At 33.8% G+C, this 23,186-nt stretch carries 22 protein-coding genes; 3 read left to right on the top strand and 19 right to left on the bottom strand.

Annotated features, from left to right (window positions below; translation table 11 throughout):
* Positions 1–65: 65 nt before the first annotated feature.
* From E0I26_RS14430 to E0I26_RS14440, 3 genes are read right to left on the bottom strand one after another with little or no spacing between them, the layout of a single operon-like run.
* The gene (locus E0I26_RS14430) at positions 66–1,145 is read right to left on the bottom strand and encodes an HlyD family secretion protein (protein ID WP_131917147.1); all 1,080 of its coding nucleotides are present in this window, start codon (positions 1,143–1,145) and stop codon (positions 66–68) included.
* Between the two features lie 11 nt (positions 1,146–1,156).
* A complete protein-coding gene (locus E0I26_RS14435; RefSeq protein WP_131917148.1) occupies positions 1,157–2,488 on the bottom strand; it encodes a TolC family protein in 1,332 nt (443 codons plus the stop codon).
* Positions 2,478–3,104 carry a TetR/AcrR family transcriptional regulator gene (locus E0I26_RS14440; RefSeq protein WP_369869774.1) on the bottom strand — a complete coding sequence of 209 codons (627 nt, stop codon included), beginning with the start codon at positions 3,102–3,104 and terminating at the stop codon, positions 2,478–2,480. Before E0I26_RS14440 ends, E0I26_RS14435 begins: the two co-directional genes overlap by 11 nt.
* Positions 3,105–3,316: 212 nt before the next feature.
* Between E0I26_RS14440 and E0I26_RS14445 the strand changes: the two genes are divergently transcribed.
* The gene (locus E0I26_RS14445; RefSeq protein WP_131917149.1) at positions 3,317–3,874 is read left to right on the top strand and encodes a DUF4494 domain-containing protein; all 558 of its coding nucleotides are present in this window, start codon (positions 3,317–3,319) and stop codon (positions 3,872–3,874) included.
* A 120-nt stretch (positions 3,875–3,994) separates the two neighbouring features.
* Here the strand turns inward: E0I26_RS14445 and E0I26_RS14450 are convergent, their stop codons facing one another.
* The 16 genes from E0I26_RS14450 to E0I26_RS14525 form a co-directional block, all read right to left on the bottom strand.
* Positions 3,995–4,510, bottom strand: coding sequence for a GNAT family N-acetyltransferase (locus tag E0I26_RS14450; protein WP_131917150.1), 516 nt, complete (start codon positions 4,508–4,510; stop codon positions 3,995–3,997).
* Between the two features lie 730 nt (positions 4,511–5,240).
* Entirely contained in the window at positions 5,241–5,840 is a 600-nt protein-coding gene (locus E0I26_RS14455) for an REP-associated tyrosine transposase (RefSeq protein WP_131917151.1), read from the bottom strand.
* Between the two features lie 703 nt (positions 5,841–6,543).
* A complete protein-coding gene (locus E0I26_RS14460; RefSeq protein ID WP_131917152.1) occupies positions 6,544–6,984 on the bottom strand; it encodes a GNAT family N-acetyltransferase in 441 nt (146 codons plus the stop codon).
* Positions 6,985–7,209: 225 nt separating this feature from the next.
* Positions 7,210–7,809, bottom strand: a complete 600-nt coding sequence (locus E0I26_RS14465) for an REP-associated tyrosine transposase (RefSeq protein WP_131917153.1) — start codon at positions 7,807–7,809, stop codon at positions 7,210–7,212.
* A 502-nt stretch (positions 7,810–8,311) separates the two neighbouring features.
* Positions 8,312–8,962, bottom strand: coding sequence for a DUF4145 domain-containing protein (locus E0I26_RS14470; RefSeq protein WP_131917154.1), 651 nt, complete (start codon positions 8,960–8,962; stop codon positions 8,312–8,314).
* Between the two features lie 234 nt (positions 8,963–9,196).
* Complete coding sequence (gene trpA / locus E0I26_RS14475) at positions 9,197–9,958, bottom strand: tryptophan synthase subunit alpha (protein ID WP_131917155.1); 762 nt, start codon at positions 9,956–9,958, stop codon at positions 9,197–9,199.
* Positions 9,959–10,233: 275 nt separating this feature from the next.
* Positions 10,234–11,415: a tryptophan synthase subunit beta gene (trpB, locus tag E0I26_RS14480; protein ID WP_131917156.1), complete on the bottom strand. Its 1,182-nt coding sequence runs from the start codon at positions 11,413–11,415 to the stop codon at positions 10,234–10,236.
* A 4-nt stretch (positions 11,416–11,419) separates the two neighbouring features.
* Positions 11,420–12,121: a phosphoribosylanthranilate isomerase gene (locus E0I26_RS14485; RefSeq protein WP_131917157.1), complete on the bottom strand. Its 702-nt coding sequence runs from the start codon at positions 12,119–12,121 to the stop codon at positions 11,420–11,422.
* A 52-nt stretch (positions 12,122–12,173) separates the two neighbouring features.
* Complete coding sequence (gene trpC, locus E0I26_RS14490) at positions 12,174–12,953, bottom strand: indole-3-glycerol phosphate synthase TrpC (protein ID WP_131917158.1); 780 nt, start codon at positions 12,951–12,953, stop codon at positions 12,174–12,176.
* A gap of 56 nt (positions 12,954–13,009) precedes the next feature.
* Positions 13,010–14,002: an anthranilate phosphoribosyltransferase gene (gene trpD / locus E0I26_RS14495; RefSeq protein WP_131917159.1), complete on the bottom strand. Its 993-nt coding sequence runs from the start codon at positions 14,000–14,002 to the stop codon at positions 13,010–13,012.
* Between the two features lie 73 nt (positions 14,003–14,075).
* The gene (locus E0I26_RS14500; protein ID WP_131917160.1) at positions 14,076–14,642 is read right to left on the bottom strand and encodes an anthranilate synthase component II; all 567 of its coding nucleotides are present in this window, start codon (positions 14,640–14,642) and stop codon (positions 14,076–14,078) included.
* Positions 14,643–14,729: 87 nt separating this feature from the next.
* Positions 14,730–16,130, bottom strand: a complete 1,401-nt coding sequence (locus E0I26_RS14505; protein ID WP_131917161.1) for an anthranilate synthase component I family protein — start codon at positions 16,128–16,130, stop codon at positions 14,730–14,732.
* Between the two features lie 420 nt (positions 16,131–16,550).
* A complete protein-coding gene (locus E0I26_RS14510) occupies positions 16,551–17,828 on the bottom strand; it encodes a hypothetical protein (RefSeq protein WP_131917162.1) in 1,278 nt (425 codons plus the stop codon).
* A 248-nt stretch (positions 17,829–18,076) separates the two neighbouring features.
* Positions 18,077–18,646 (bottom strand): YceI family protein, encoded by a 570-nt coding sequence (locus tag E0I26_RS14515; protein WP_131917163.1) that lies wholly within the window; start codon positions 18,644–18,646, stop codon positions 18,077–18,079.
* 27 nt (positions 18,647–18,673) lie between these two features.
* Entirely contained in the window at positions 18,674–19,306 is a 633-nt protein-coding gene (locus tag E0I26_RS14520; RefSeq protein ID WP_131917164.1) for an NAD(P)H-dependent oxidoreductase, read from the bottom strand.
* 13 nt (positions 19,307–19,319) lie between these two features.
* A complete protein-coding gene (locus E0I26_RS14525) occupies positions 19,320–19,775 on the bottom strand; it encodes a MarR family winged helix-turn-helix transcriptional regulator (protein ID WP_131917165.1) in 456 nt (151 codons plus the stop codon).
* A gap of 662 nt (positions 19,776–20,437) precedes the next feature.
* Here E0I26_RS14525 and E0I26_RS14530 point away from each other — a divergent pair.
* Both E0I26_RS14530 and E0I26_RS14535 read left to right on the top strand, forming a co-directional pair.
* Positions 20,438–20,923, top strand: coding sequence for a hypothetical protein (locus E0I26_RS14530; RefSeq protein ID WP_131917166.1), 486 nt, complete (start codon positions 20,438–20,440; stop codon positions 20,921–20,923).
* Between the two features lie 121 nt (positions 20,924–21,044).
* A complete protein-coding gene (locus tag E0I26_RS14535; protein ID WP_131917167.1) occupies positions 21,045–23,159 on the top strand; it encodes a PAS domain-containing hybrid sensor histidine kinase/response regulator in 2,115 nt (704 codons plus the stop codon).
* Positions 23,160–23,186: the final 27 nt, after the last annotated feature.

The following is a 23,186-nucleotide window of genomic DNA, read 5'->3' on the forward strand; positions in this document are numbered from 1 at the left end:
TAAACTATCATTTTCTTAAAAATATTGCCGTTTCTGACATTTTAGAAATCATCAAAAGAGTGAATTTATTTTAAATGTACATCTACATCCACGTTCATTCCCGGGCGAAGTAATTTTATTTTTTCAGGATCATTAGAGGTGTTCAAACTTATTTTAACGGGTAATCTTTGGATTGTTTTTACAAAGTTTCCAGTAGCATTATCAGGAGGAAGTAATGAAAAACGTGAGCCTGTAGCAGGTGAGAACGAAGTGATTGAACCTTGAAAATCATATCCGGGATACGCATCGACTTTTACGGTAACTTTTTGACCAATGACCATTTTGTTCAACTGCGTTTCTTTGAAATTAGCAATTACCCAAGCTTCTTTGTTATTGATAATATAAAATAACGATTGTCCCGGTTGCACTAATTGTCCCGGTTGAATGTCAATTTTTGAAACCTGGCCATCAATCGCAGCAGTTACAGAAGTGTAAGTCAAATTTAATTTTGCCGCATCAAGTAACGCTTTGGCTCTTTTGATATTGGCAGCGGCCACTTCAGTTTGTTTGTCTGAAACTTTCGATTTGGCTACAATTACCGATTTTTGAAAAGCACTTGCTCTCTGTTGTTGTTGTAAAACGCGTACTTGACTTTCTGCTTCCAATTTTGCAGCCAAAGCTTGCTCGTATTGTTGTTTTGTAATCGAATGGCTTTTGTACAAATTGTTGTATCTGTTGTAATCACTCGTAATACGATCCAGTCTAATTTTTGCCGATTCGATATTTCCACCCGCTGATTGCACATTAGCATCAGATACTGAAATGTTAGCCAAAGCACTTCCAATATCCGCTTTAGAAACTTCAAAACTGCCTTCAGCGCCAATCATAGCAGCATTGGCTTCTTCAATTTTTAATTGGTAATCTCTTTTATCGATAGTAAAAAGGGTATCGCCTTTTTTTACAAAATCATTGTCTTTGATATACACTTTATCCACATATCCTGAAACTCTTGGAATAATAGGATTCATGTTTTTTTCAATTTGCGCATCGTCTGTTTCTTCGTGAGCCAAGGAATGCATGTATTTATAAGTTCCGTAAGTTCCACCTAAAACTACCAAAGCCACTAGGATAATAATAAATTTTGTATTTGTTTTTTTCTTTTCCATGGTAGGTATGATTAGTTTTTTGAAATAGTAAAGGTTTGAGATAATTGTCCAGTTACCGACAGTAACTCGTAGTATTTTTGAATGGTATTTGCTTTCGCCAATGCTTTATTGATTTTAGAACTTAGTTGCTCCACATCAGCTTCCAGTAAATCATTCGTATCCGAAAGTCCGTTGTCATATTTGTCTTTTATGATTCGGTAATTTTCTGAAGATTGCTCTACTGCCTGTCCGTAAACTACATTTTGTTTTAAAGCCAAATCGTAATCTTCAATTGCTTTTTGAACCTGAACTTTGATATAATCCGTTAGTATGGCCTCAGCGTTTTGTACTTCAAGAAATTTATATTCAGCCAGTTTTACCAGCGTTCCATTTTTAAGAATGGCACTCAAATCATAGGAAATACCCACACCAATATTCATCGCATTTTGTACGGTGATAACATTGCTCAAGTCTAATGCTGTGTAACCGCCAATGATTGCAATTGCAGGATAATAAGATCCTTTAGCTATTTTGATATTGGCTTCGCTTGCTTTTCCCTGAAATCGAATGGCTTCTAAATCTTTACGATTTTCTAATGCCGGCAACTCATTTGTTGGGATATTGGTCATTTGAAAATCAATAAAATCACTTTCACGAATCTCTAGTTTGGTGTCTGGATTTAATTTTAAAAGCGTAACCAAATAAAAATTAATGATTTTTAAATTATTATTCGTTTCGTCTAATGACAATTGGATTTTTGAGGCTTGTAATTGTGATTTTAAAAGGTCGTTTTTAGGAATAATTCCGTTTTTTTCTAACTCGATAAAATCGTTTACACGTTGTTGTGCACTTTTTTGATTTTCTTTCAGCAGTTCAATTGTTTTTTGTGCTTTGTATAAACCGGCATAATAATCAATAACCCGTAAAGCGATTTCCTCTTTTGTTTGTGATGCTGTTGCCATTTCAGCTTCATAAAGATTCTCATACACTTTGATGCTGTTTTGGATTTTAAAACCAGAAAATACAGGAACACTGGCGTTCAACTGTCCAATCATCAATTGATTTACTATAGGAAGCGGTTCTTGTGAACCGGAATTATTTTGATTTATTTTAAAATCTACCGATGCATTTGCCAATCTTTGGTATTGACCCGATAGTTTCAAATCAGGATATTGATTGTTTTTTGTGGATTGCAGCTCGTACTTTTTAGTTTTTACTTTTGTATTGGCCAGAGTAACTTCATTGCTCTTGGTCCAAGCCAAATTAATGGCTTCGTTCAATGTTAAACTTGTTTTTTCTTGTGCTGCTACGGATGAAATTCCAATAAAGAAAATCCCGAAGAGCATGAGTTGACTAACTTTCATATATCAGAAGTGCTTTTATAGTTTGTTGAATGTGCTTTGTCAAATTGGTTTTGATGTAATTGTTGTATAAATCTTCGGTTTTCAAGTTTAATAAATTTTCGAAGAAAGGTTTATTCATGTGAAAATGAAAGAAAGTACCCAAAATTGTAGGTGTAATAAGCGGAATAATAACGTCTTTTCTGAAAATGCCTTTTTTCTGACCTTCCTCGATAATGGTTTCAAGGGATTTTAAATTTCCTTTTTTTAATTCAGAAAAAGCCTGGAGATTTTGTTCTCTCTTTTTAGAGGTAAATTCGAAGTGTAAAATTCTGTATATTCCTCGGTTGCTATTGATTCTATTGATGTACAATTCAATCAGCTTATTGATTTTGTCAATAGGTTCCAGATCTTCCTGCAATAAATTTTCTAATTGATTTTTAAGATCCGAAGTTCTGTAAACAATAAGCGATTCCAGTAATCGTTCTTTGGAACCAAAGTAATACGAAACCATGGCAATGTTGATTTTTGCCACTTTTGCTATGTTTCGAATGGAAGTACCATCAAATCCTTTTTCTGCAAAAAGCGTTTCTGCAACTTCGAGAATTTGAATTTGTTTGTCGTTAAAATTACTTTTCAATGGAATTTAATTTTTTCAAAAACAAAACTAAACAAGTGTTTAATTTAAACAACTGTTTAGTTTTTGTTTAACATAATTTTAACACTGTAAATAGAACCAGAATGAAGTTTATAGCAACACCAATCTTCATCTGAAATTGTGAATATCTATTTTAGGAATGATGCTTTTTTTTTCCTTTTAAATCTATCTTTGACATCCTTAAAAAAAAAGAAATGGGCACAACTTGGTACGAATGCAAAGTAAAATATAGAAAAACGGATGAAACTGGCGGACAAAAGATTACGACAGAACCGTACTTGGTAGACGCGTTATCCTATACGGAAGCCGAAAGCAGAATCAATGAAGAGATGTCGGCGTATATCAGTGAGGAATTTAAAATCACGAATATAAAAGTGGCCAATTATGCTGAGATTCATCCTTTCGAAAATGCGGATCGTTGGTTTCGATCTAAAGTTTCATTATTGGCGTATGACGAAGAAAGCGGTAAAGAACGTAAGACCAATATGTATTTATTAGTGCAGGCTAACGATGTAAAAGAGGCTTATGATAACACCACCAGTGTAATGAAAGGCACGATGGGCGATTATACCATACCTGCTATTTCGGAATCTCCTATTATGGATGTTTTTCCTTATTTCAGTGGGGAAGAAGGAGAACTCGAACAATTAGAAAGATTCAATGCGCTCAAAGGTTCTAAACCGGAAGCAGCAGTAGAAATAGTGGATCATATGGAATTTGAAACGGCTCCTGAAGAAGAAGCTGCAGTTTAAGACAAGTCGTTTTTAAAAAAACTCACCGCAAATTTGCACATTATAGAAACAGTTACTAACTATTTTTATTTGCGAATTTGCGGTTTTTTAATTGTAACCCTAAGTTTTTCATAATTTCAATTAGTCCTGTTTCGCTAATACTTTTTCGTATGCTTTTCTGGAGCTTCCTCTAAAATATACCTCGCCACAGTAGGTATAGCCCAAACTTTCAAAAATTTTCATCATGACGATGTTGTCAAAATTAGTATCCGCTTTTATGCTGTAGATGTTATTGCTTAGCGCAAAATCTTCTATGTGTTTGAGTATTATTTTAGACAAGCCTTTACCTAAATACTTTTCAGAAATAGCTACGCGATGCAGTACTACAAAATCACCATTCGTTAGCCAGTTTCCTTCAATAGTTGCATAGGCAGGTTCGTCATTGATTAGTACCGCACTATAACCGATGATAGTTTCTCCTTCAACCAAAACAAATCCTTCTCCTTTTTCAATATCTTTTTGTAGGACTTCTGGATTTGGATAACCGTCTTGCCATTGCTTACTGCCTTCTTCTTTTCTTCGCAGGATTGCCTGTTGTAAAATTTCCCATATTGGAGCTATTTCAGATAGTTCCGCTTTTCTAAAGTGATAATTCATTTATTGTAATTTGAGTTTTTTCGGTTAATGCGAGTGCTTTAAAAGTACAAAACAAACTTTAAATTTTGCCCAATCCACATTGTAGAATGTATTTATTTTTTAGAAGAACAACTTGCGGAGCAGAAGTGTTTGTTGCATATGCTGCGCAAATGTCTCTGACTTTGCGTAATTTTCAGCATCTGTTTAAATTAGTAGTGTCATAAAAGTCTCTGACTTTTGAATACTATTTCACTCTTGCTTTCCAAATTATATGTTGCGTATGCTGCGCAAATGTCTCTGACTTTGCGCAATTTTTAGTATATGTTAAAATTAGTAGTGTCATAAAAGTCTCTGACTTTTGAATACTTTTTTTTAAAAGAACATGTTGTAGAGCAGAAGTGTTTGTTGCATATGCTGCGCAAATGTCTCTGACTTTGCGTAATTTTCAGCATCTGTTTAAATTAGTAGTGTCATAAAAGTCTCTGACTTTTGAATACTATTTCACTCTTGCTTTCCAAATTATATGTTGCGTATGCTGTGCAAATGTCTCTGACTTTGCGCAATTTTTAGTATATGTTAAAATTAGTAGTGTCATAAAAGTCTCTGACTTTTGAATACTTTTTTTTAAAAGAACATGTTGTAGAGCAGAAGTGTTTGTTGTGTATGCTGCGCAAATGTCTCTGACTTTGCGCTAATTAAAATAGCCTTAAATGCTATAAACATTTATAAGTCTCCAGACTTTTGTACTATTTCATTGCTGATTGTATTTTACAAAAGCATTCGAATCTAAAACATTAATTATAGGATTATCGGCCTTTTCTATTTTTAATAATCCGGAATCGTTTATGTAATTGCTTGCGCTGGAATAAATATATTGTGAAGCCTTTTCAACTAAACCGGCTCTTACTGGATTCAGATGAATGTAATCTAATTTAGACCACATAAATTTATTGCTATAAATCTCTTCTGCATGATTTCCGTATTGCCAAAATTGATAATTTTTGTTTCTTATATGTTTTTCTGCTGCTAGTTTGAAGCGTTCTAGCATCCATTCTTTTCGGCTTTCTGGTACGGCTTGGATTTTATCTAAAATATTTTTTGCGGTAAATTTTTTAAAATCTCTTATCAAATCTGATAATTTTCCATCCTCAGATTGAATAATTAAATGAATGTGATTGCTCATAATAACATAGCCATACAAAATCATTCCTTTGTTTTTTATGCAGTAATCCAAAGATTCTATTATACTATCTCTGTAAGTTTGCCTGGTAAAAATATCTATCCAATCGACAACAGTTGCCGTAATATAATGTGGTAAAGTCTGATCCCGAATTACATAGCCTTCTTTCATCTTGACGTATTTTTACTATAAAAATAACGATTTTAATGACTTGTTTGTGTTTTTAAATTTAAGCATTCAAAAGTCAGAGACTTTATGACGTTTTAGTTTTCTTATCAAGTTTATGAAATTGCGCAAAGTCAGAGACATTTGCGCAGCATTCACGAGAAATTTATTTTTTAGAAGAACACTTTGCGGAGCGGGGACTTTATGACGTTTTAGTTTTCTTATCAAGTTTAGGAAATTGCGCAAAGTCAGAGACATTTGCGCAGCATTTATGAGAAGTTTAGTTATTAGAAGAACACTTTGCGGAGCGGTTTAGTTTTCTTATCAAGTTTATGAAATTGCGCAAAGTCAGAGACATTTGCGCAGCATTCACGAGAAATTTATTTTTTAGAAGAACACTTTGCGGAGCGGGGTATTTTTTTTAGAAGATTAACTTGCGAGGTAGAAGTGTTTGTTGCATATGCTGCGCAAATGTCTCTGACTTTGCGCAATTTTCAGCTTCTGTTTAAATTAGTAGTGTCATAAAAGTCTCTGACTTTTGAATGCTTAAAAAAAAACATGTTGTAGAGCAGAGTCAGATACATTTGCGTAGCATTCACGAGAAATTTATTTATTAGAAGAACACTTTGCGGAGCGGGGTTTTAGTTTTTATGACAAGTTCATAAAATTGCGCAAAGTCAGAGACATTTGCGCAGCATTTACGAGAAATTTATTTATTAGAAGAACACTTTGCGGAGCGGGGGAAATTTATGTGTTTACAGGGACACTTTGCGGAGCGGGTGTTATTGCTTAGCGCAAAATCTTCTATGTATTTGAGAATCATTTTAGACAAGCCTTTACCTAAATACTTTTCAGAAATAGCTACGCGATGCAGTACTACAAAATCACCATTCGTTAGCCAGTTTCCTTCAATAGTCGCATAGGCAGGTTCGTCATTGATTAGTACCGCACTATAACCGATGATAGTTTCTCCTTCAACCAAAACAAACCCTTCTCCTTTTTCAATATCTTTTTGTACGACTTCTGGATTTGGGTAGCCATCTTGCCATTGTTTACTGCCGTCTTCTTTTCGGCGTTGTATAGCTTGTTGTAAAATCTCCCATATTGGACCTATTTCAGATAGTTCCGCTTTTCTAAAGTGATAATTCATTATAGTAATTTAAGTGTTCGGTAAATGAGTATGTTTTAAAAGTACAAAACAAACTTTAAATTTTACCCAATCCGTATTGTAGAATGTATTTATTTTTTAGAAGAACAACTTGCGGAGCAGAAGTGTTTGTTGCATATGCTGCACAAATGTCTCTGACTTTGCGTAATTTTCAGCATATGTTTAAAGTAGCATGGCCTTAAAAGTCTCTGACTTTTGAATGCCATTTCATTGCTGATTGTATTTTACAAAAGCATTCGAATCCAAAACATTAATTATAGGATTATCGGCCTTTTCTATTTTTAATAATCCGGAATCGTTTATGTAATTGCTTGCGCTGGAATAAATATATTGTGAAGCCTTTTCAACTAAACCGGCTCTTACTGGATTCAGATGAATGTAATCTAATTTAGACCACATAAATTTATTGCTATAAATCTCTTCTGCATGATTTCCGTATTGCCAAAATTGATAATTTTTGTTTCTTGTATGCTTTTCTGCTGCTAGTTTGAAGCGTTCCAGCATCCATTCTTTTCGGCTTTCTGGTACGGCTTGGATTTTATCTAAAATATTTTTTGCGGTAAATTTTTTAAAATCTCTTATCAAATCTGATAATTTGCCATCTTGAGATTGAATGATTAAATGAATGTGATTGCTCATAATGACATAGCCATACAAAATCATTCCTTTGTTTTTTATGCAGTAATCCAAAGATTCTATTATACTGTCTCTGTAGGTTTGCCTAGTGAAAATATCTATCGAATCGACAACGGTTGCCGTAATATAATGTGGTAAAGTCTGATCCCGAATTACATAGCCTTCTTTCATCTTGACGTATTTTTAATATAAAAATAACGATTTTAATGACTTGTTTGTGTTTTTAAATTTAAGTTGATGAAAGTCAGAGACTTTATGGTTTTTTAGTTTTCTTATCAAGTTTATGAAATTGCGCAAAGTCAGAGACATTTGCGCAGCATTCACGAGAAATTTATTTTTTAGAAGAACACTTTGCGGAGCTGGCGAGACATTTGCGCAGCATTTACGAGAAATTTATTTATTTATAGGGACACTTTGCGGAGCGGGGAGATACTTTGCGGAGCGGGTTTAGGAAATTGCGCAAAGTCAGAGACGTTTGCGCAGCATTAACGATAATGTTATGTATTCTTTGAAGAGCTGGTTTTTTTTAATCTAAGACGATGAAAGTCAGAGACTTTGTTGCGTTTTGTTTTAATTACTGGTTTAGGAAATTGCGCAAAGTCAGAGACATTTGCGCAGCATCCACGATAACGTTATGTACTCTTCGAAGAGACACTTTGCGGAGCGGGGAGGACTATTCCGGCATTTCTTCTTCAAAGCTCTTGGATAATACTTCCATTTCAATCCAATGAACAGTTAATTCAATTAATTTTTTCAAATCTTCAAGATTTTTTCCTTCCCATTTTTTTATATAATGTGTTTCATCATTTCTTAACCATACCGCTCTTTTTGCAACTGCTTTAATTCTATTATCGTCCACATATTCTGCAATGCAAGATCCGAGAAGTTTCTTTTCAATTGCATCTTTCTTTTCGGGTTTATTTTTAATTGCATATTCTTTAATTAGAAATTCCAATGCTTTGCGATAACCAACACCGCAAATTTCATCTAAGCCTTGTTGTTCTGCAGTAAAAGCCTGATTATAAATCGTATTAAAAGCAGGAGAAATTTCAATGATAGTCTGGGAAAAAACCTTTCCTATGAGACTTCCCTGCGTAGTTTGTCCAATGTAACCAAAAGAACTACCTCCAATATGCGAGTAGTATGCGATATAAGTCTGCGAGCATTGCTCATTTGGACATTTTTGTAAAACGTCTAATAGGCGGGTTTTTGGATTTTGAAAACTGTAAATACTTACTGGGGTTATTTTATTATGGCAATAAGGACACTCATCAGGGTGACCATCTATTGCGTATATACCATTTGAACTATTAACATTCGCCATATCTTATAATTTATTTAGTTGTTGGGTCTTTCCGCTAACTAGTGTATAGGTCTGAGGTTTTGCTACCTATCACCCCAAAATTAGGTAGATAGGTCGAATAACGTCAGTCTTATTCGTTACGCTAATATATAAAAATAATCTTATAAATGACTAGATGTACAATTGTTTAAACCACAAAAAAACGGCATTTAAATGAACTTTAAACGCCGTTTAATTTTATATAAAAGAAGTTGTTTATCGAATCGCTTTTACAAAATCGGCAATCTTTCCAGTTCCGTTTTCGGTTAAATGCGTAATAAAAGCACTACCTATAATTGCTCCTTTAGTAAATTGCGTAGTTTGATTAAAGGTTTCCGCATTGTTGATTCCAAAACCAATTACTTGTGGATTTTTTAGATTCATTCCTGCAATGCGTTTGAAATAATCTTCTTGGATGCTTCCAAAACCAGTTTGTGATCCCGTAACACTCGCCGAACTTACCATATAAATAAATCCATCGGATACGCTGTCAATAAAACGGATGCGCTCGTCAGAAGTTTGTGGCGTAATCAAGAATATATTCTTCAATCCGTATTTTTCGAAAGTAGCTTTATATTCATCGGCATACACATCAACCGGAAGGTCAGGAATGATTAATCCGTCGATTCCAATCTCTGCACATTTTTGGCAGAAATTTTCGATTCCGTATTGTAACATCGGGTTGAAATACCCCATAATCACTAAAGGAATTGAAACCGTTTTACGAATATCTTTTAATTGGTCAAACAACACTTGAGTTGTCATTCCGTTGTGCAACGCTTGTGTGGAACTGGCTTGAATTGTTGGTCCATCAGCCAATGGATCGCTGAACGGCAATCCTATTTCAATCATATCGATACCGCTTTTTTCTAAATCCTGAATGATTTGTACGGTATCATTTAAGTTAGGATATCCCGCAGAGAAATAGATGGAAAGTATCTTTTTGGTTTCTTGTAATTTTTGATTTATTCGGTTCATTTTTTATTCTGTATAAGTTTTTATCTTTTTAGCTCCGCAAAGTCTAAGACTTTGAGGATGTTTTTGAGGTCTCCGACCTTCTTTTTATTAATGCGGTCGGAGACCGTTTATCACCTTCTCAAAGTCGGAGACTTTGCGAAGCGGAGGTTTGCGTTAGGGATGGAAGCGGCATCCTTTTATGTCCCGTTTTTTCGGGACATAAAAGATATAGCGTACAGCCCGACCCCGCTTTTTCTGCGGGGTAACGCCCTGAAATAAATTCAGGATAAACCCAATTATAATTTGAAATAATCAATATAGGTATTCAAATCTTTGTCGCCACGACCGGAAAGATTGATGACTACAATATCCTCCGGTTTGAATTTCATTTCGTCTAGAACGGCAAAGGCATGCGCACTTTCAATAGCGGGAATGAGTCCTTCCATTTTAGATAATTTTAATCCCCATTGCATGGCTTGGTCATCCGTAATCGAGATAAATTGCGCTCTGCCAGTAGCGAATAAATTAGCGTGCATAGGACCAACGCCCGGATAATCCAGTCCTGCCGAAATAGAATACGGCTCGGTGATTTGGCCATCAGGAGTTTGCATCAACAGGGTTTTACTACCGTGAATAACACCTACTTTCCCTAATGCCGATGTAGCGGCACTTTCGCCAGAATCGACTCCTAATCCTGCTGCTTCGACCGCAATGATATTCACGTCTTCGTTGTCTAGAAAATGATAATACGCACCGGCAGCATTGCTACCACCACCTACGCAAGCAATCACATAATCAGGGTTTTCGCGGCCTTCTTTTTCTAATAATTGTTCTTTGATTTCCTTAGAAATGACACTTTGGAAACGCGCCACCATATCGGGATAAGGATGTGGACCAACGACAGAACCGATGATATAATAGGTGTCAACAGGATTGTTAATCCAGTCGCGAATGGCTTCGTTAGTGGCATCTTTTAAGGTTCTTGAACCCGAAAGCGCCGGACGCACTTCGGCACCCAACATTTTCATACGAGCCACATTTGGCGCTTGACGCTTGATATCGATTTCGCCCATATACACGATGCATTCCAATCCCATTAATGCACAAACGGTTGCTGTTGCAACGCCATGCTGACCAGCACCGGTTTCGGCAATGATTCGTTTTTTACCCAAACGTTTGGCTAACAAAATTTGCCCAATCGTATTGTTCACTTTGTGGGCACCGGTATGACATAAATCTTCTCTTTTCAGGTAGATTTTGGTGTTGTATTGTTTGGATAAACGCTCTGCAAAATAAAGAGGCGTAGGGCGACCTACATAATCTTTTAACAGCGCGTCAAATTCTGCCTGAAATTCAGGATCTGCTGTAATTTTTAAATAATTTTGACGTAATTCTTCCACATTTGGATATAACATTTCAGGAATGTAAGCGCCTCCAAATTCTCCGTAATAGCCTTTTTCGTTGACGTGGTATGACATAATTTTATTTTTTTATTTTGTTATCTGTAGAGACGCACGTTGTAGAGACGCGTTTTGTAGAGACGCACTGCAGTGCGTCTCTACGTATATTTCTACATAATTCTATATTTTTTAATCCGGGTTCTATTTCAAATTTACTGTTTACATCAATGGCGTAAAGGGGTAAATTGGTTTTCGAAATTTCATTTATGGCGTCGATTTCATTAATTCCGATTCCTCCACTCAGGAAAAATGGTTTGCTTGAAGGATACTTTTCTAATACTTTCCAGTCGAATATGGTTCCGTTTCCGCCGGGTAATTTTCCTTTGGTATCAAAAAGAAAATAATGACATACGGCTTCAAATGGTTTCAATACTTCAAAATCAAAAGAATCATCAACAGAGAATACTTTTATAATTTCGATCTGAACTTGTTTCCCATTCTCATCTTTCAAAACTTGTTTCAAATCAGCACAAAATTCAACCGATTCCTGTCCGTGCAATTGAACGGTTTGCAAATCGTATTTTGCAATTTTTTCAAGAATTTCTTCTTGGGAAGCATTTACAAAAACGCCCACTTTTTTAATCGATTTTGGTAGATCTGGAATCACACCATCAAAATACCGAGCTGATTTCTCCCAGAATATAAATCCCATATAATCGGGTAGGAGCGAGCCTACTTCGAGTATATTGTCGGGGTATTTCATGCCGCAGATTTTGAGTTTCATATCGTTTTTGTATTTAACCCTGTTAGGGTTTTAACCCTAACAGGGTTACTTTTTATAGTTGAGAAATAAATTCGGTTGCTGCTTTACCGGGATTATCCGTTTTCATAAAGTTTTCCCCTATCAGGAATCCTTTGTACCCATAAGGTTTTAGTTCATTAATCGCTTCAATGGATGAAATCCCGCTTTCGGAAATTTTTACAAATTCATCTGGGATTTGTGCTGCCAATTGCTTGCTGAAATCCAAACTCACTTCGAATGTTTTTAGGTTTCGATTGTTCACACCAATCATGTCTAATGTGGGCATAATCGATTTTTCCAATTCTTCCTGATTGTGAACTTCCAGTAAAACTTCCAGCCCTAAACTTTTAGCAAATTCAGATAATGATTTGATCTCCTCTCTCGTTAAAACCGCTGCGATAAGCAAAATCAAATCGGCTCCATGTGCTTTGGCTTCCAAGATTTGGTACTCATCTACAATGAATTCTTTTCGCAATAAAGGAATATTTACTGTGGCTCTAGCCAAAAGCAAATCGTCCAAAGAACCACCAAAATATTTTCCATCCGTCAAAACTGAAATCCCGCATGCACCGGCATTTTCATAGCCTTTTGTTACTTCTTCCACCGTAAAACTATAGTTTATTTCTGCTTTGGAAGGCGAACGGCGTTTGTGTTCTGCAATAATTCCTGATGTGCTGTTTCTTAAATTATTGCTCAAAGAAATAGTCTTTTTTTCAAAGAAAACTGAAGCTTCCAATTGCGAAACGGGAATGATTGATTTCTTGAGAATGACTTCTCTTTTTTTGTCAACTATAATTTTATCGAGTATGTTCATCTGTTGTTTATTTGGTTAATCGTTTAATCGGTAATTTGGTTAAACGATTGTATTTATTATTTACTCAATTCTTGTAATGTTTGTAAAGCTTTTAGTCCTTTTCCGGAGAACAAACTTTCCTTTGCCAATTCAAAACCTTCCAACGGTGTGCATTTAGTAACCGTTGCTATTGCCATTCCGGCATTGGCACAAACCACATTGTTTTGGGCTTCAGTTCCTTTTCCGGCAATGATATTAGTGAATATTTGTGCTGATTCTTCAATGGTTTTTCCTCCTTCAATTTCGCTTTGCAGCAAAAGACGAACACCAAAATCTTCCGGATTTAGCATTCCTTCCATTGAAGTGGTAATTGTTTTTGTAGGTCCTGTCAAGGAAACTTCGTCATAGCCGTCAAGCGAATGCAAGATGGTAAAATTTACATCGGTATTTTGATACAAATAGGCATACATTCGGGCCATTTCTAAATTGAAAACACCGACTAATTGATTTTTTGGAAAAGATGGGTTTACCATTGGTCCCAACATATTGAAGAATGTTTTTACAGCCAGTTCTTTTCGAATTGGACCCACATTTTTCATAGCTGGATGAAATAATGGTGCGTGTAAAACACAAATTCCGGCTTTGTCCATACATTTCTCCAGAAAATCAGTGTCATTACTGAACTTGATTCCCATTTTTTCCATCACATTACTGGATCCGGAAATGGATGAAACCCCGTAATTTCCGTGTTTTGCCACTTTTATTCCTGCACCGGCAGCCACAAATGAAGCCAAAGTTGAAATATTGAAAGTGTCTTTACCATCACCACCGGTTCCGCATAAATCAATGGTATTGTACCCTGATAAATCCACACGGATACACAGTTCCAATAACGCTTCACGAAAGCCCGCAAGCTCTTCTATACTGATACTTCGCATCATGTAAACGGTAAGGAAAGAAGCTATCTGGCTGGTGTTATAACTTCCGTTGGAGATATTAACCAATACATTTTTTGCTTCTTCTTGAGAAAGTATTTCATGATTGATCAGTCTGTTTAATATATTTTTCATTTTTTAAATATGTCTTAAAGTTGAAAGTCGAAGGTCTTAAAGTCTTTCGACATTATGACATTTGACTTTATGACTAATTTTTCACCCAATTCTCTAATATTTTTTTTCCATTTGGAGTCAAAACACTTTCGGGATGAAATTGTACACCGCGAACATCAAATGTTTTGTGACGCAAGGACATGACTTGACCGTTTTCGTCGAATGAAGTCGCTTCCAGAACATCTGGTAAATTAGTATCAACCACCCAAGAGTGATAGCGTCCCACTTCAAACTCATTTCCTAATCCTTCAAACAAAAGTTCATCATCTACTACGGTTTTTATCATTGTTGCTATGCCATGATATACTTTTTCAAGATTTGATAGCGTTCCTCCAAAAACTTCGCCTATGGCTTGTTGTCCTAAACACACACCAAGAATACTTTTGGTTGGAGCATATTTTCGGATTACCTCTTTCAGTAATCCTGCTTCATCCGGTATTCCGGGTCCTGGAGAAAGTAATATTTTATCGAAGATAGCTATCTCATCAATATCAAATTCATCGTTTCTATAAACGGTTACTTCGCAATTTAAATCTTCGAGATAATGCACTAAATTGTAAGTGAAACTATCGTAATTGTCTATGACTAATATTTTTTTCATTTTGTTTAAGTTATATGTTAAGGGTTAAGAGTTATGCGTTTCTCACGCTTAACATCTAACTCCTAGCTTTTTATGTCTTATTTAAGTCTAAATTGTTTCCGCTAAATCCAAAGCGGCATTCAATGCCCTCAATTTATTATACACTTCCTGCATTTCGCTTTCTTCATCAGAACTGGCTACAATTCCGGCTCCCGCTTGGGAATGCAATTGATGATTTTTACTCAAGAAAGTCCGAATCATAATGGCGTGGTTAAAGTTTCCTTCAAAATCCATGAAACCGATGGCACCACCATAGAAATTCCTATTGGTTTTTTCGTATTCTTCAATCAGTTGCATGGCTCTGTGTTTTGGAGCGCCGCTCAATGTTCCTGCCGGAAAAGTATCGGCGACAACTTGCATCGTTGTGGCTTTTGGGTGTAAATGTCCCGTTACTTTTGAAACCAAGTGAATTACGTGAGAGAAAAATTGAACTTCTCGGTACTTTTCAACATTGACATGGTGACCATTTCGACTTAAATCATTTCGAGCCAAATCAACCAACATCACATGTTCGCTATTTTCTTTCTTGTCTTCGGATAATTGTTTGGCAAGAATGGCATCTTTTTCATCATCACCCGTTCTTTTGAAAGTTCCTGCGATAGGATGAATCTCGGCTTTACGGTTTTTGACAATAATTTGGGCTTCGGGTGAAGAACCAAATATTTTGAAATCTCCATAATCAAAAAAGAATAAATAGGGCGAAGGATTGATGCTTCTCAATGCTCTATATACATTAAATTCATCGCCTTTGAAACCTTGGGTAAACCTTCTGGATAAAACTAATTGGAACACATCACCTCTAAAGCAATGCTTTTTGGCCAAAGCCACATTATGTTTGAATTCTTCGTCAGTTAGATTCGAAAATCCTTCTCCTTCTTTTGTAAACTTATAAGAAGCAATATTTCTGGATTGCAATAATTGTTCAATTTCTGAAATGTTGTTTTTTCCATCCAAACTATGACAGAAAATATAGGCTTCATTCTTGAAATGATTGATGGCAATTATATTTTGGTAAACCGCATAATACACATCGGGAATGGTGTTGCTATTTTCTTTTTTGGCAATGGACACTTTTTCAAAATAACGAACGGCATCATAAGAGATATAACCAAAAAGGCCATTATTTATGAATTTGAAATTGTTTTTCTCTGATTTGAATTGACCTGAAAATTCTTGGATTACTTCTGGAATATTGGTGTCGGCATCAATAGTAATTTTCTCAAATTTTCCGTCAGGAAAACTCTTGTGAATGATTTCGTTTTCAATTTTTATAGATGCAATCGGGTTACAACAGATATAGGAAAAGCTATTGTCATTGCCATGATAATCACTACTTTCCAGCAATAAACTATTAGGGAATTTATCGCGAAGTTTGAGATACACACTTACTGGAGTAATTGTATCGGCAAGGATTTGCTTATAGTTTGTTTTTAGTATAAAAGGTTTCATTTTGTTTTTTGTTTGATAGAGAGAAGTCTCGACTTGTCAGTACTAATTGATTAAAAATTGGAACAAAAAAAAGGCCTGTCGTGATGACAAGCCTTTTATATTTATAGTTTTAATAATACTATAGGAGCTTAGTTCACGACGACTGACGTAAATTGTTCCACCACCAAGTATTGTTTAAAATTGTTTTCATAATTTTTTTATTGATACAAAGATATAAATGTAATTTGAGTATTCGTATATAATAATTCGAAAAAAATCTTTATTTTTTTGCGTTTTTTGTTAAATTTATTTGGTTTAGGATGTTAATACAACATTCAGTTCAAATTCATCATAAATTGTTTTATCTAATCAAAGTTACAAAAAAAGATACGGACAGCTATACTATTTTTGATTAACAGAAGGTTAATAAAATGGCATTATTTAATTTTCGATTGCTAAATTTTGGTTTGTTTTGATTCTGAAATCGGGATTCTTTTTAATGTTTGGTTCAACAAATAAATCGAGGTTGTTGATTTTGGAATACTGCAAATAAAAATTATCATTGCGATACCAATTCATTATTTCGGGATTATTAGTAACATCTTCACTTTGAATACCAGCGGTACAATTGTTAATGAGTATATGTTGCAGATTAATTTTCGTTAAATTTTCAGAAATATTAGCTATTTTGTTGTCTAATAGTATAAATGGACTAAATCCAGAAATAACACTGTTGCTTAGGTTTAGATAACTTTTTTCCTTAACGTGAATCGATTCTCGCACCAGTCCTTGATTATTTTCTTCGGTATTTACCAATGTAATATTATTGGCGGTAATTTTGGTTAATTTTTTTGTGAAATCTGCGTATTCGACTTTGTCATAGGAGTCAATTTCAAAACATCTAGACTTTGAACTGTCCCACGAATACGGATGACGGATGGCGATACTATTACTGATATTACATTGTACTCCTTGGGTAAAATCAAAATCATCATCAGTAGCTCTAAATGAAATTAGATTGTTGAAATTGATTTCGCCGCCATAACATTCGAAAGAATCATCATTGGAATAACTAATTTGAATAAAACTAAATTTTGTTTTTGAACCAACTCCTGCCAACGATAATCCGTTTAATTCCTTTAATGCATTTAGTTTTCTGCCCGCATATTCGATACGAACATACTTTAATATTCCGGAATTACTCTCTAAATTCTGTCCGCCATATTGACACATCATAGGGTCTAGGTTAAAATCGAGGAAATTAACGCCTCCTATTTTATTTATGGGAGCTTCTCCAAGTAGTATAATACCACCCCAATCTCCAGGTTTTCTTTCAGAAACACCTTTATTGGAAGTAAAAATAATTGGATTTGTTTCTTCTCCCTCAGCCATGATTTTAGATCCTTTTGTAATGACAAGTGTGCCACAGCTTTCAAGATCTCCTTTAATAATCGTTCCTGGTTCAATGGTCAAAACGGCGTTATTGGCAAGATACACGACCCCAACTAGGAGGTAGGTATTTTTTTTATCAAGTTTTAGATCTTGACTAATTGTTCCGGTCAGTATAATGGTAGCATCTCTGTATTCGGTAATTGCGGGTTTAAAGTTCGTCCAATTATTCATCCAATTGGTTTGACCGTTGATTCCTTTTATTTCTTGAGCATTTGCAAATGGGCTATTTATTAAACTTAAAATTACAATAAAAGCTATTTTCTTCATGGCTATTTTTATTTTCAAAATTATAGTGACTGTGTTAAATCAATAAAGGCTCTATATTATTTGATTGTTATTATAAATGAAGGAATGTAAATTTTAAGAATAGTTACCTCTGAAGTAATACAGGAGTATTAAAATTGCTTTTTGAATTGAAAAAAGATCTTTTTTTTGCAAGAATTACGCGATGGACTATAAATAAGAAACCCCAACAATTGCTTGTTAGGGTTTTAAGATATTATTTTGAGATGAAATTAGAATTTCAAGGCTACTGCCAAATCGAAATCGTCATTGATTGCTTTGTTCCCTAAGCTTTCAAAGAAGCTTCCAGAACCATATTTAATATCGTATTTTGTTCTGTCAATTTTTACATTAGTAGAAGCTGTAGTAGCAGTTGTAGTTAAATCAAAAGTTACTGGTTTAGTGATACCTTTAATTGTTAAATCTCCAGTTACAGTGTATACATTAGGAGCTTTAGTAACTAATTTTTTGAAAACTAAAGTTGCTGTTGCAAATTTATCCGTTCCAAAAAAGTCGTCAGCTTTCAAGTGACCTTCTAATTTTTCTTTACCTTGACCTGCTTTTAAGTCAGTAACTACGATTGAATTCATGTCTACATTGAATGTACCACCAATTAATTTTTTTCCTTTGAAAACTAATGCACCATCTTTAAGATTGATTGCACCTTCATGTTGTCCAGTTACTTTTTTTCCTGTCCAGTTGATTGTACTTTTTGAAGCGTCAATTTTTTTAGTTTGCGCTGTTACTGATAAAGTAGATAGAACTACTACTAATGCTAATGCAATTGATTTGAAATTTTTCATGTGTTTAAATTTGATTTTAATTAATAATTATAGTGTAATAAATAATTCTTCGTGTGATTTTCTGACTTTTTTGTAAAACTGGGTTGCATCTTCTTCGTGTCTGTAACCAATGGTAGCTATTAAAGAAGCGTTTAGGTTTAATTTATCCAATCCTAAAATTTCGTTTATTTGGGCTGGGACAAATCCTTCCATTGGGGTAACATCAATTTTAAGTTCAGCAGCAGCATTCAAAAGATTTCCCAAAGCTAAATAAGTTTGTTTTGCTGACCAAATATTTTTTTCTTCGGCTGTCAGAGCAGTAATTTTAGATTTCATAAACGCCCCATAGCCTGCTAAAGCTTCCATTGGAGTATTTCTGGTTTCACTCATGTTTTTTAAATAATCATCTATAGCCGAATCGTCTATTTTGGTTTCATTCGCGAAGACAATCAGATGTGAAGCTTCAACAATTTGTGATTGTCCCCATGCTGCTGGTTGAAGATTTGCTCTTAATTCGGGATTCTCAACAATTATAACTTTATAAGGCTGTAATCCATAAGAGGAAGAACTCAAACGAATGGCTTCTTTTAATATATTCAAATCTTCGGTAGAGATTTTTTTTGCTGCATCAAATTTTTTTGTTGCGTATCTCCAATTTTGATTGTTTAGGAAATTATTCATTATTAATTTATGTTTATTGATTTCTATACTTTTCTAATAATTGATTTAATTGTTCTAATTCTTCCGAGTCCAAATTTTTAGAAAAAAACTGCTCGTGTTCCATTACTTTAGGATCCAATTCTTTTAAAACATCAAGTCCTTTTTGAGTAATTAAAACTTCTATTTTTCTTCTATTTTCAGGGCAAACATTTCGAGTCACAAATTTTTTCAATAATAGTTTATCGACTAATCGGGTAGTATTACTCGTTTTGGCTAACATTCGTTCCTGAATAACGCACATGTTTGCAGGATTTCCTTTCTGGCCTCTTAATATTCGTAACACATTATATTGCTCCCCTGATAATTCATAGGGTTTTAATATTTCATTAAAATTGTCTGTAATTACATTTTGAGTGTACAAAACATTCAGAATAATTCTTTTTGAATTATCATAGGCAATAGTACTTTTTAATACATCTTCAATTTTCATATTTGTATACATGTAATTTGTTGGTACAAATGTAACACATTTTTTATTTGTATATACAAACGTGTGTTATTCTTTTGTTAATTTTATTGTAGTACGCAATTCAGGAATTTGCTTTGCGATAGTTTCAGGTTCAAATAAAGTTTAAAAATATAAACTAGCTCTCCTAATTTTAAATAAATGGTTTGCAAAAACTAAGCCGAAAATATTATTTTGGTTTAACACTTTGAAGTGTACTGTAAATTTTGATTAAAATTGTAAAGGAGTACTCTTACCTCTTGATTTTTTTAAAGAATGTTTATCTATTTAGTTTTGTGTTTAGTTGTAATAAAAATATTTTTTTATTAAATTTATAGTCATTTAAGAGTATATTTAGTTAATTATTTTAATTAACACTAAAATAGTGGCAAATTTAATAGAAATATGTAATTAGGCGTAGTGTTAAATTTCAATCTATTTTTTAAAAAGGTAAACAGTTGTTAAATTTCAATGATTTTTTGTGGAAGGGCAATGAGCTTCTAATCATTTTTACTTTTGCAAAAGCAATTTAGTTATTGAAAGCAAATAGAATTGACAATTGCATAGTAATCAAAGTTAAAAAGGACAATTATTGAAACAACAATACGACTTAACTAATAATAAAGTATAGAAATTCTAATTTCGAGATGGTAAAAAATAATCAAATTAGCCAAGGGGAAGGCGAAATTCTTGATTTGAAACTAAATTCAAGCTTGTCTATTGCCGACAACAGTGATTTTCCAATAATTGGTATTGGAGCATCAGCAGGCGAACTTGAGCCATTAGATAGAATAGAAAAAAATATTGGAATCATTCTTTTTGGAATGGGATCCGATAAAGAAAAAAATGGTTTTACACTTGTCAAAGATCCTGCTTTGGCAAAATTTAAGAGCGTACACCGCAATACAATTGAAGGTGCTATAGCTGTTATTGTTTCTTCTTCTTCAAAAGAACTCCCCAATAAACTAATTGCGTTACTCAACTATTTTCTTGAGATAAATTGGGTTCCTAAAACACTGATTAAAAGTGAAAAGGACCTAAATAAAATCGTACTGTTTTCATTTAGGTTTCATGGAAATAGAAAAATGAACTACAAAAAAAGGGAATACAGCGCTTGTCAGTTTGGTTTTTAGTCATAATTACAGAAATATTTAGTTTTTTATAAATGATATACCACTACAGAAGTAAAAGAATAGGTATTTAATTTTCAATTGTCAGGGAATAAAAACAGTAGTCTTTATAAAGATAATACTTATGGAAAATATTGAAAGTAAGGGGGGAGAATTACAACAACAAAAACATTCAATAGCTGATTCTAAACTATCAGAAGTGGAAACATTAAAACTGATCCATGAATTAGAAGTTCATCAGATAGAATTGGAGATGCAAAAAGAAGCACTTATTTTAGCCAAAGAACAAGCTGAAATGGCTACGCAAAAATATACTGAATTGTATGATTTTGCTCCTTCAGGCTATTTTACACTAACAAATTCTGGAAAAATAACGCAACTCAATCTTACCGGTTCTCAATTATTACAAAAAGAAAGATCAAAATTAATAAACAGTCAATTTGGGTTTTTTGTCTCTGATGATACAAAACCAATCTTCAATGAATTCTTGGATACTGTTTTCAATACGAATCTAAAAGGATCTTGTGAAGTTAAATTGCTTTTAGAAAACAATTTTGCCATAAATGTTTACCTCACTGCTGTTCTTTCTGAAAATCGAAATGAAGCTCTCATCACCACGGTAGATATTACACAACTCAAATTAACCAAATCTGCTCTTAGAGAAAGTGAAGAGCGGTATAGAGAATTATTAAACAATCTTGATGTTGGGATTATCTTGCATGATAAGGACACTTCGATACTTTTTTCTAATCCTAAAGCATCGAAACTGATTGGTTTGAGTAATGATCAGATGAAAGGGAAACAGATTTTTAATCCAGTGTGGGAATGTATAAAAGAAGATAATAAACCTTTGGCTCAGGAGAATTATCCGGTAATCGAAATTTTAAATACTAAAAAACCAATAAAAAATTTTATAATTGGAATCAAAAAAAACGAGAATGCTTCTTTTAAATGGCTTCTGATAAATGGTTTTCCTGTATTTAATAATTCAGGAGAAATAGCTGAAGTAGTAATCAGTTTTATTGAAATTACAGCGTTAAAAAAGTTAGAAATTGAATTGATTAAAGCCAAGGATCAAGCCGAAGCGGCTAATAAAGCAAAATCCAGTTTTTTGACTAATATGAGTCATGAAATTCGCACTCCTTTGAACGGAATCATTGGTTTTACTGATTTGTTGATGAAAACAAATCTGGATGAAAATCAGACGGAGTATATGAGTACAGTTCATGAATCAGCTACAATATTAGTTGAGATTATTAATAATATTTTGGATTTTTCAAAAATTGAATCGGGTAAATTTGAATTGAATATCGAAGAAGTTAATCTTTTTGAACTGATCCATCATGTAATCGATATTTTCAAATATCATGCAGACTTAAGTAAAATAGCTCTAATCCTAAATATTGACGCAACGGTTCCCAATTATGTATTAGTGGATTCCATACGATTGAAACAAATTTTAGTGAATTTGATAGGGAATGCGTTGAAATTTACGAAAGAAGGTTCTGTTGAATTAAATATTAGCAACACGGTTACTTCTGAAAATGAAAATCAATGTCATTTAAAATTTTCGGTTAAAGATACAGGCATTGGAATAAAAGAAGAAAATCAAGAAAAAATATTCCATTCTTTCATGCAGGAAGATAGTTCAATTACGCGAAAATTTGGAGGTACTGGTTTGGGACTGACTATTACAAACCAACTTTTAGCATTAATGAACAGCAAGTTAGAGCTGAATAGTCATTATGGAGAAGGAAGTGAATTTTTCTTTACCGTTGAATTAGAAAAATCAAATCATGAATATGATTCAAAAGATTTAAATAATAATGTTGAAAAAGAAGAGAATATTTCTTCTATTGGAAATTTATCGAACAAAAAAATATTAGTAGTCGAGGACAATAAAATAAACATGCTTTTGGTAAAAACATTACTTAAATCAATACTTCCGGGCAGTACAGTATTAGAAGCCTCCGATGGTAAAAAAGCCATTAAATTGTATAAAAAAGAGAATCTGGACTTGATTTTAATGGACATCCAAATGCCTCGTAAAAATGGATATGAAACTACTGCCGAAATTAAACAATTAAAAAAATACAATAATATTCCCATAATAGCCTTGACTGCCGGAATAATGTTAGGTGAAAAAGAAAAATGTTTAGCGTCAGGAATGGATGATTATGTTTGCAAACCTATTATAAGATCCAGTTTAGAAAAAATACTGTTTAAGTGGTTGAAATAATAGTCAAATATTTTTTTTTAACTAGTT

Origin of the sequence: Flavobacterium rhamnosiphilum, assembly GCF_004349195.1 — a bacterium.
Classification (GTDB): Bacteria; Bacteroidota; Bacteroidia; order Flavobacteriales; family Flavobacteriaceae; genus Flavobacterium; species Flavobacterium rhamnosiphilum.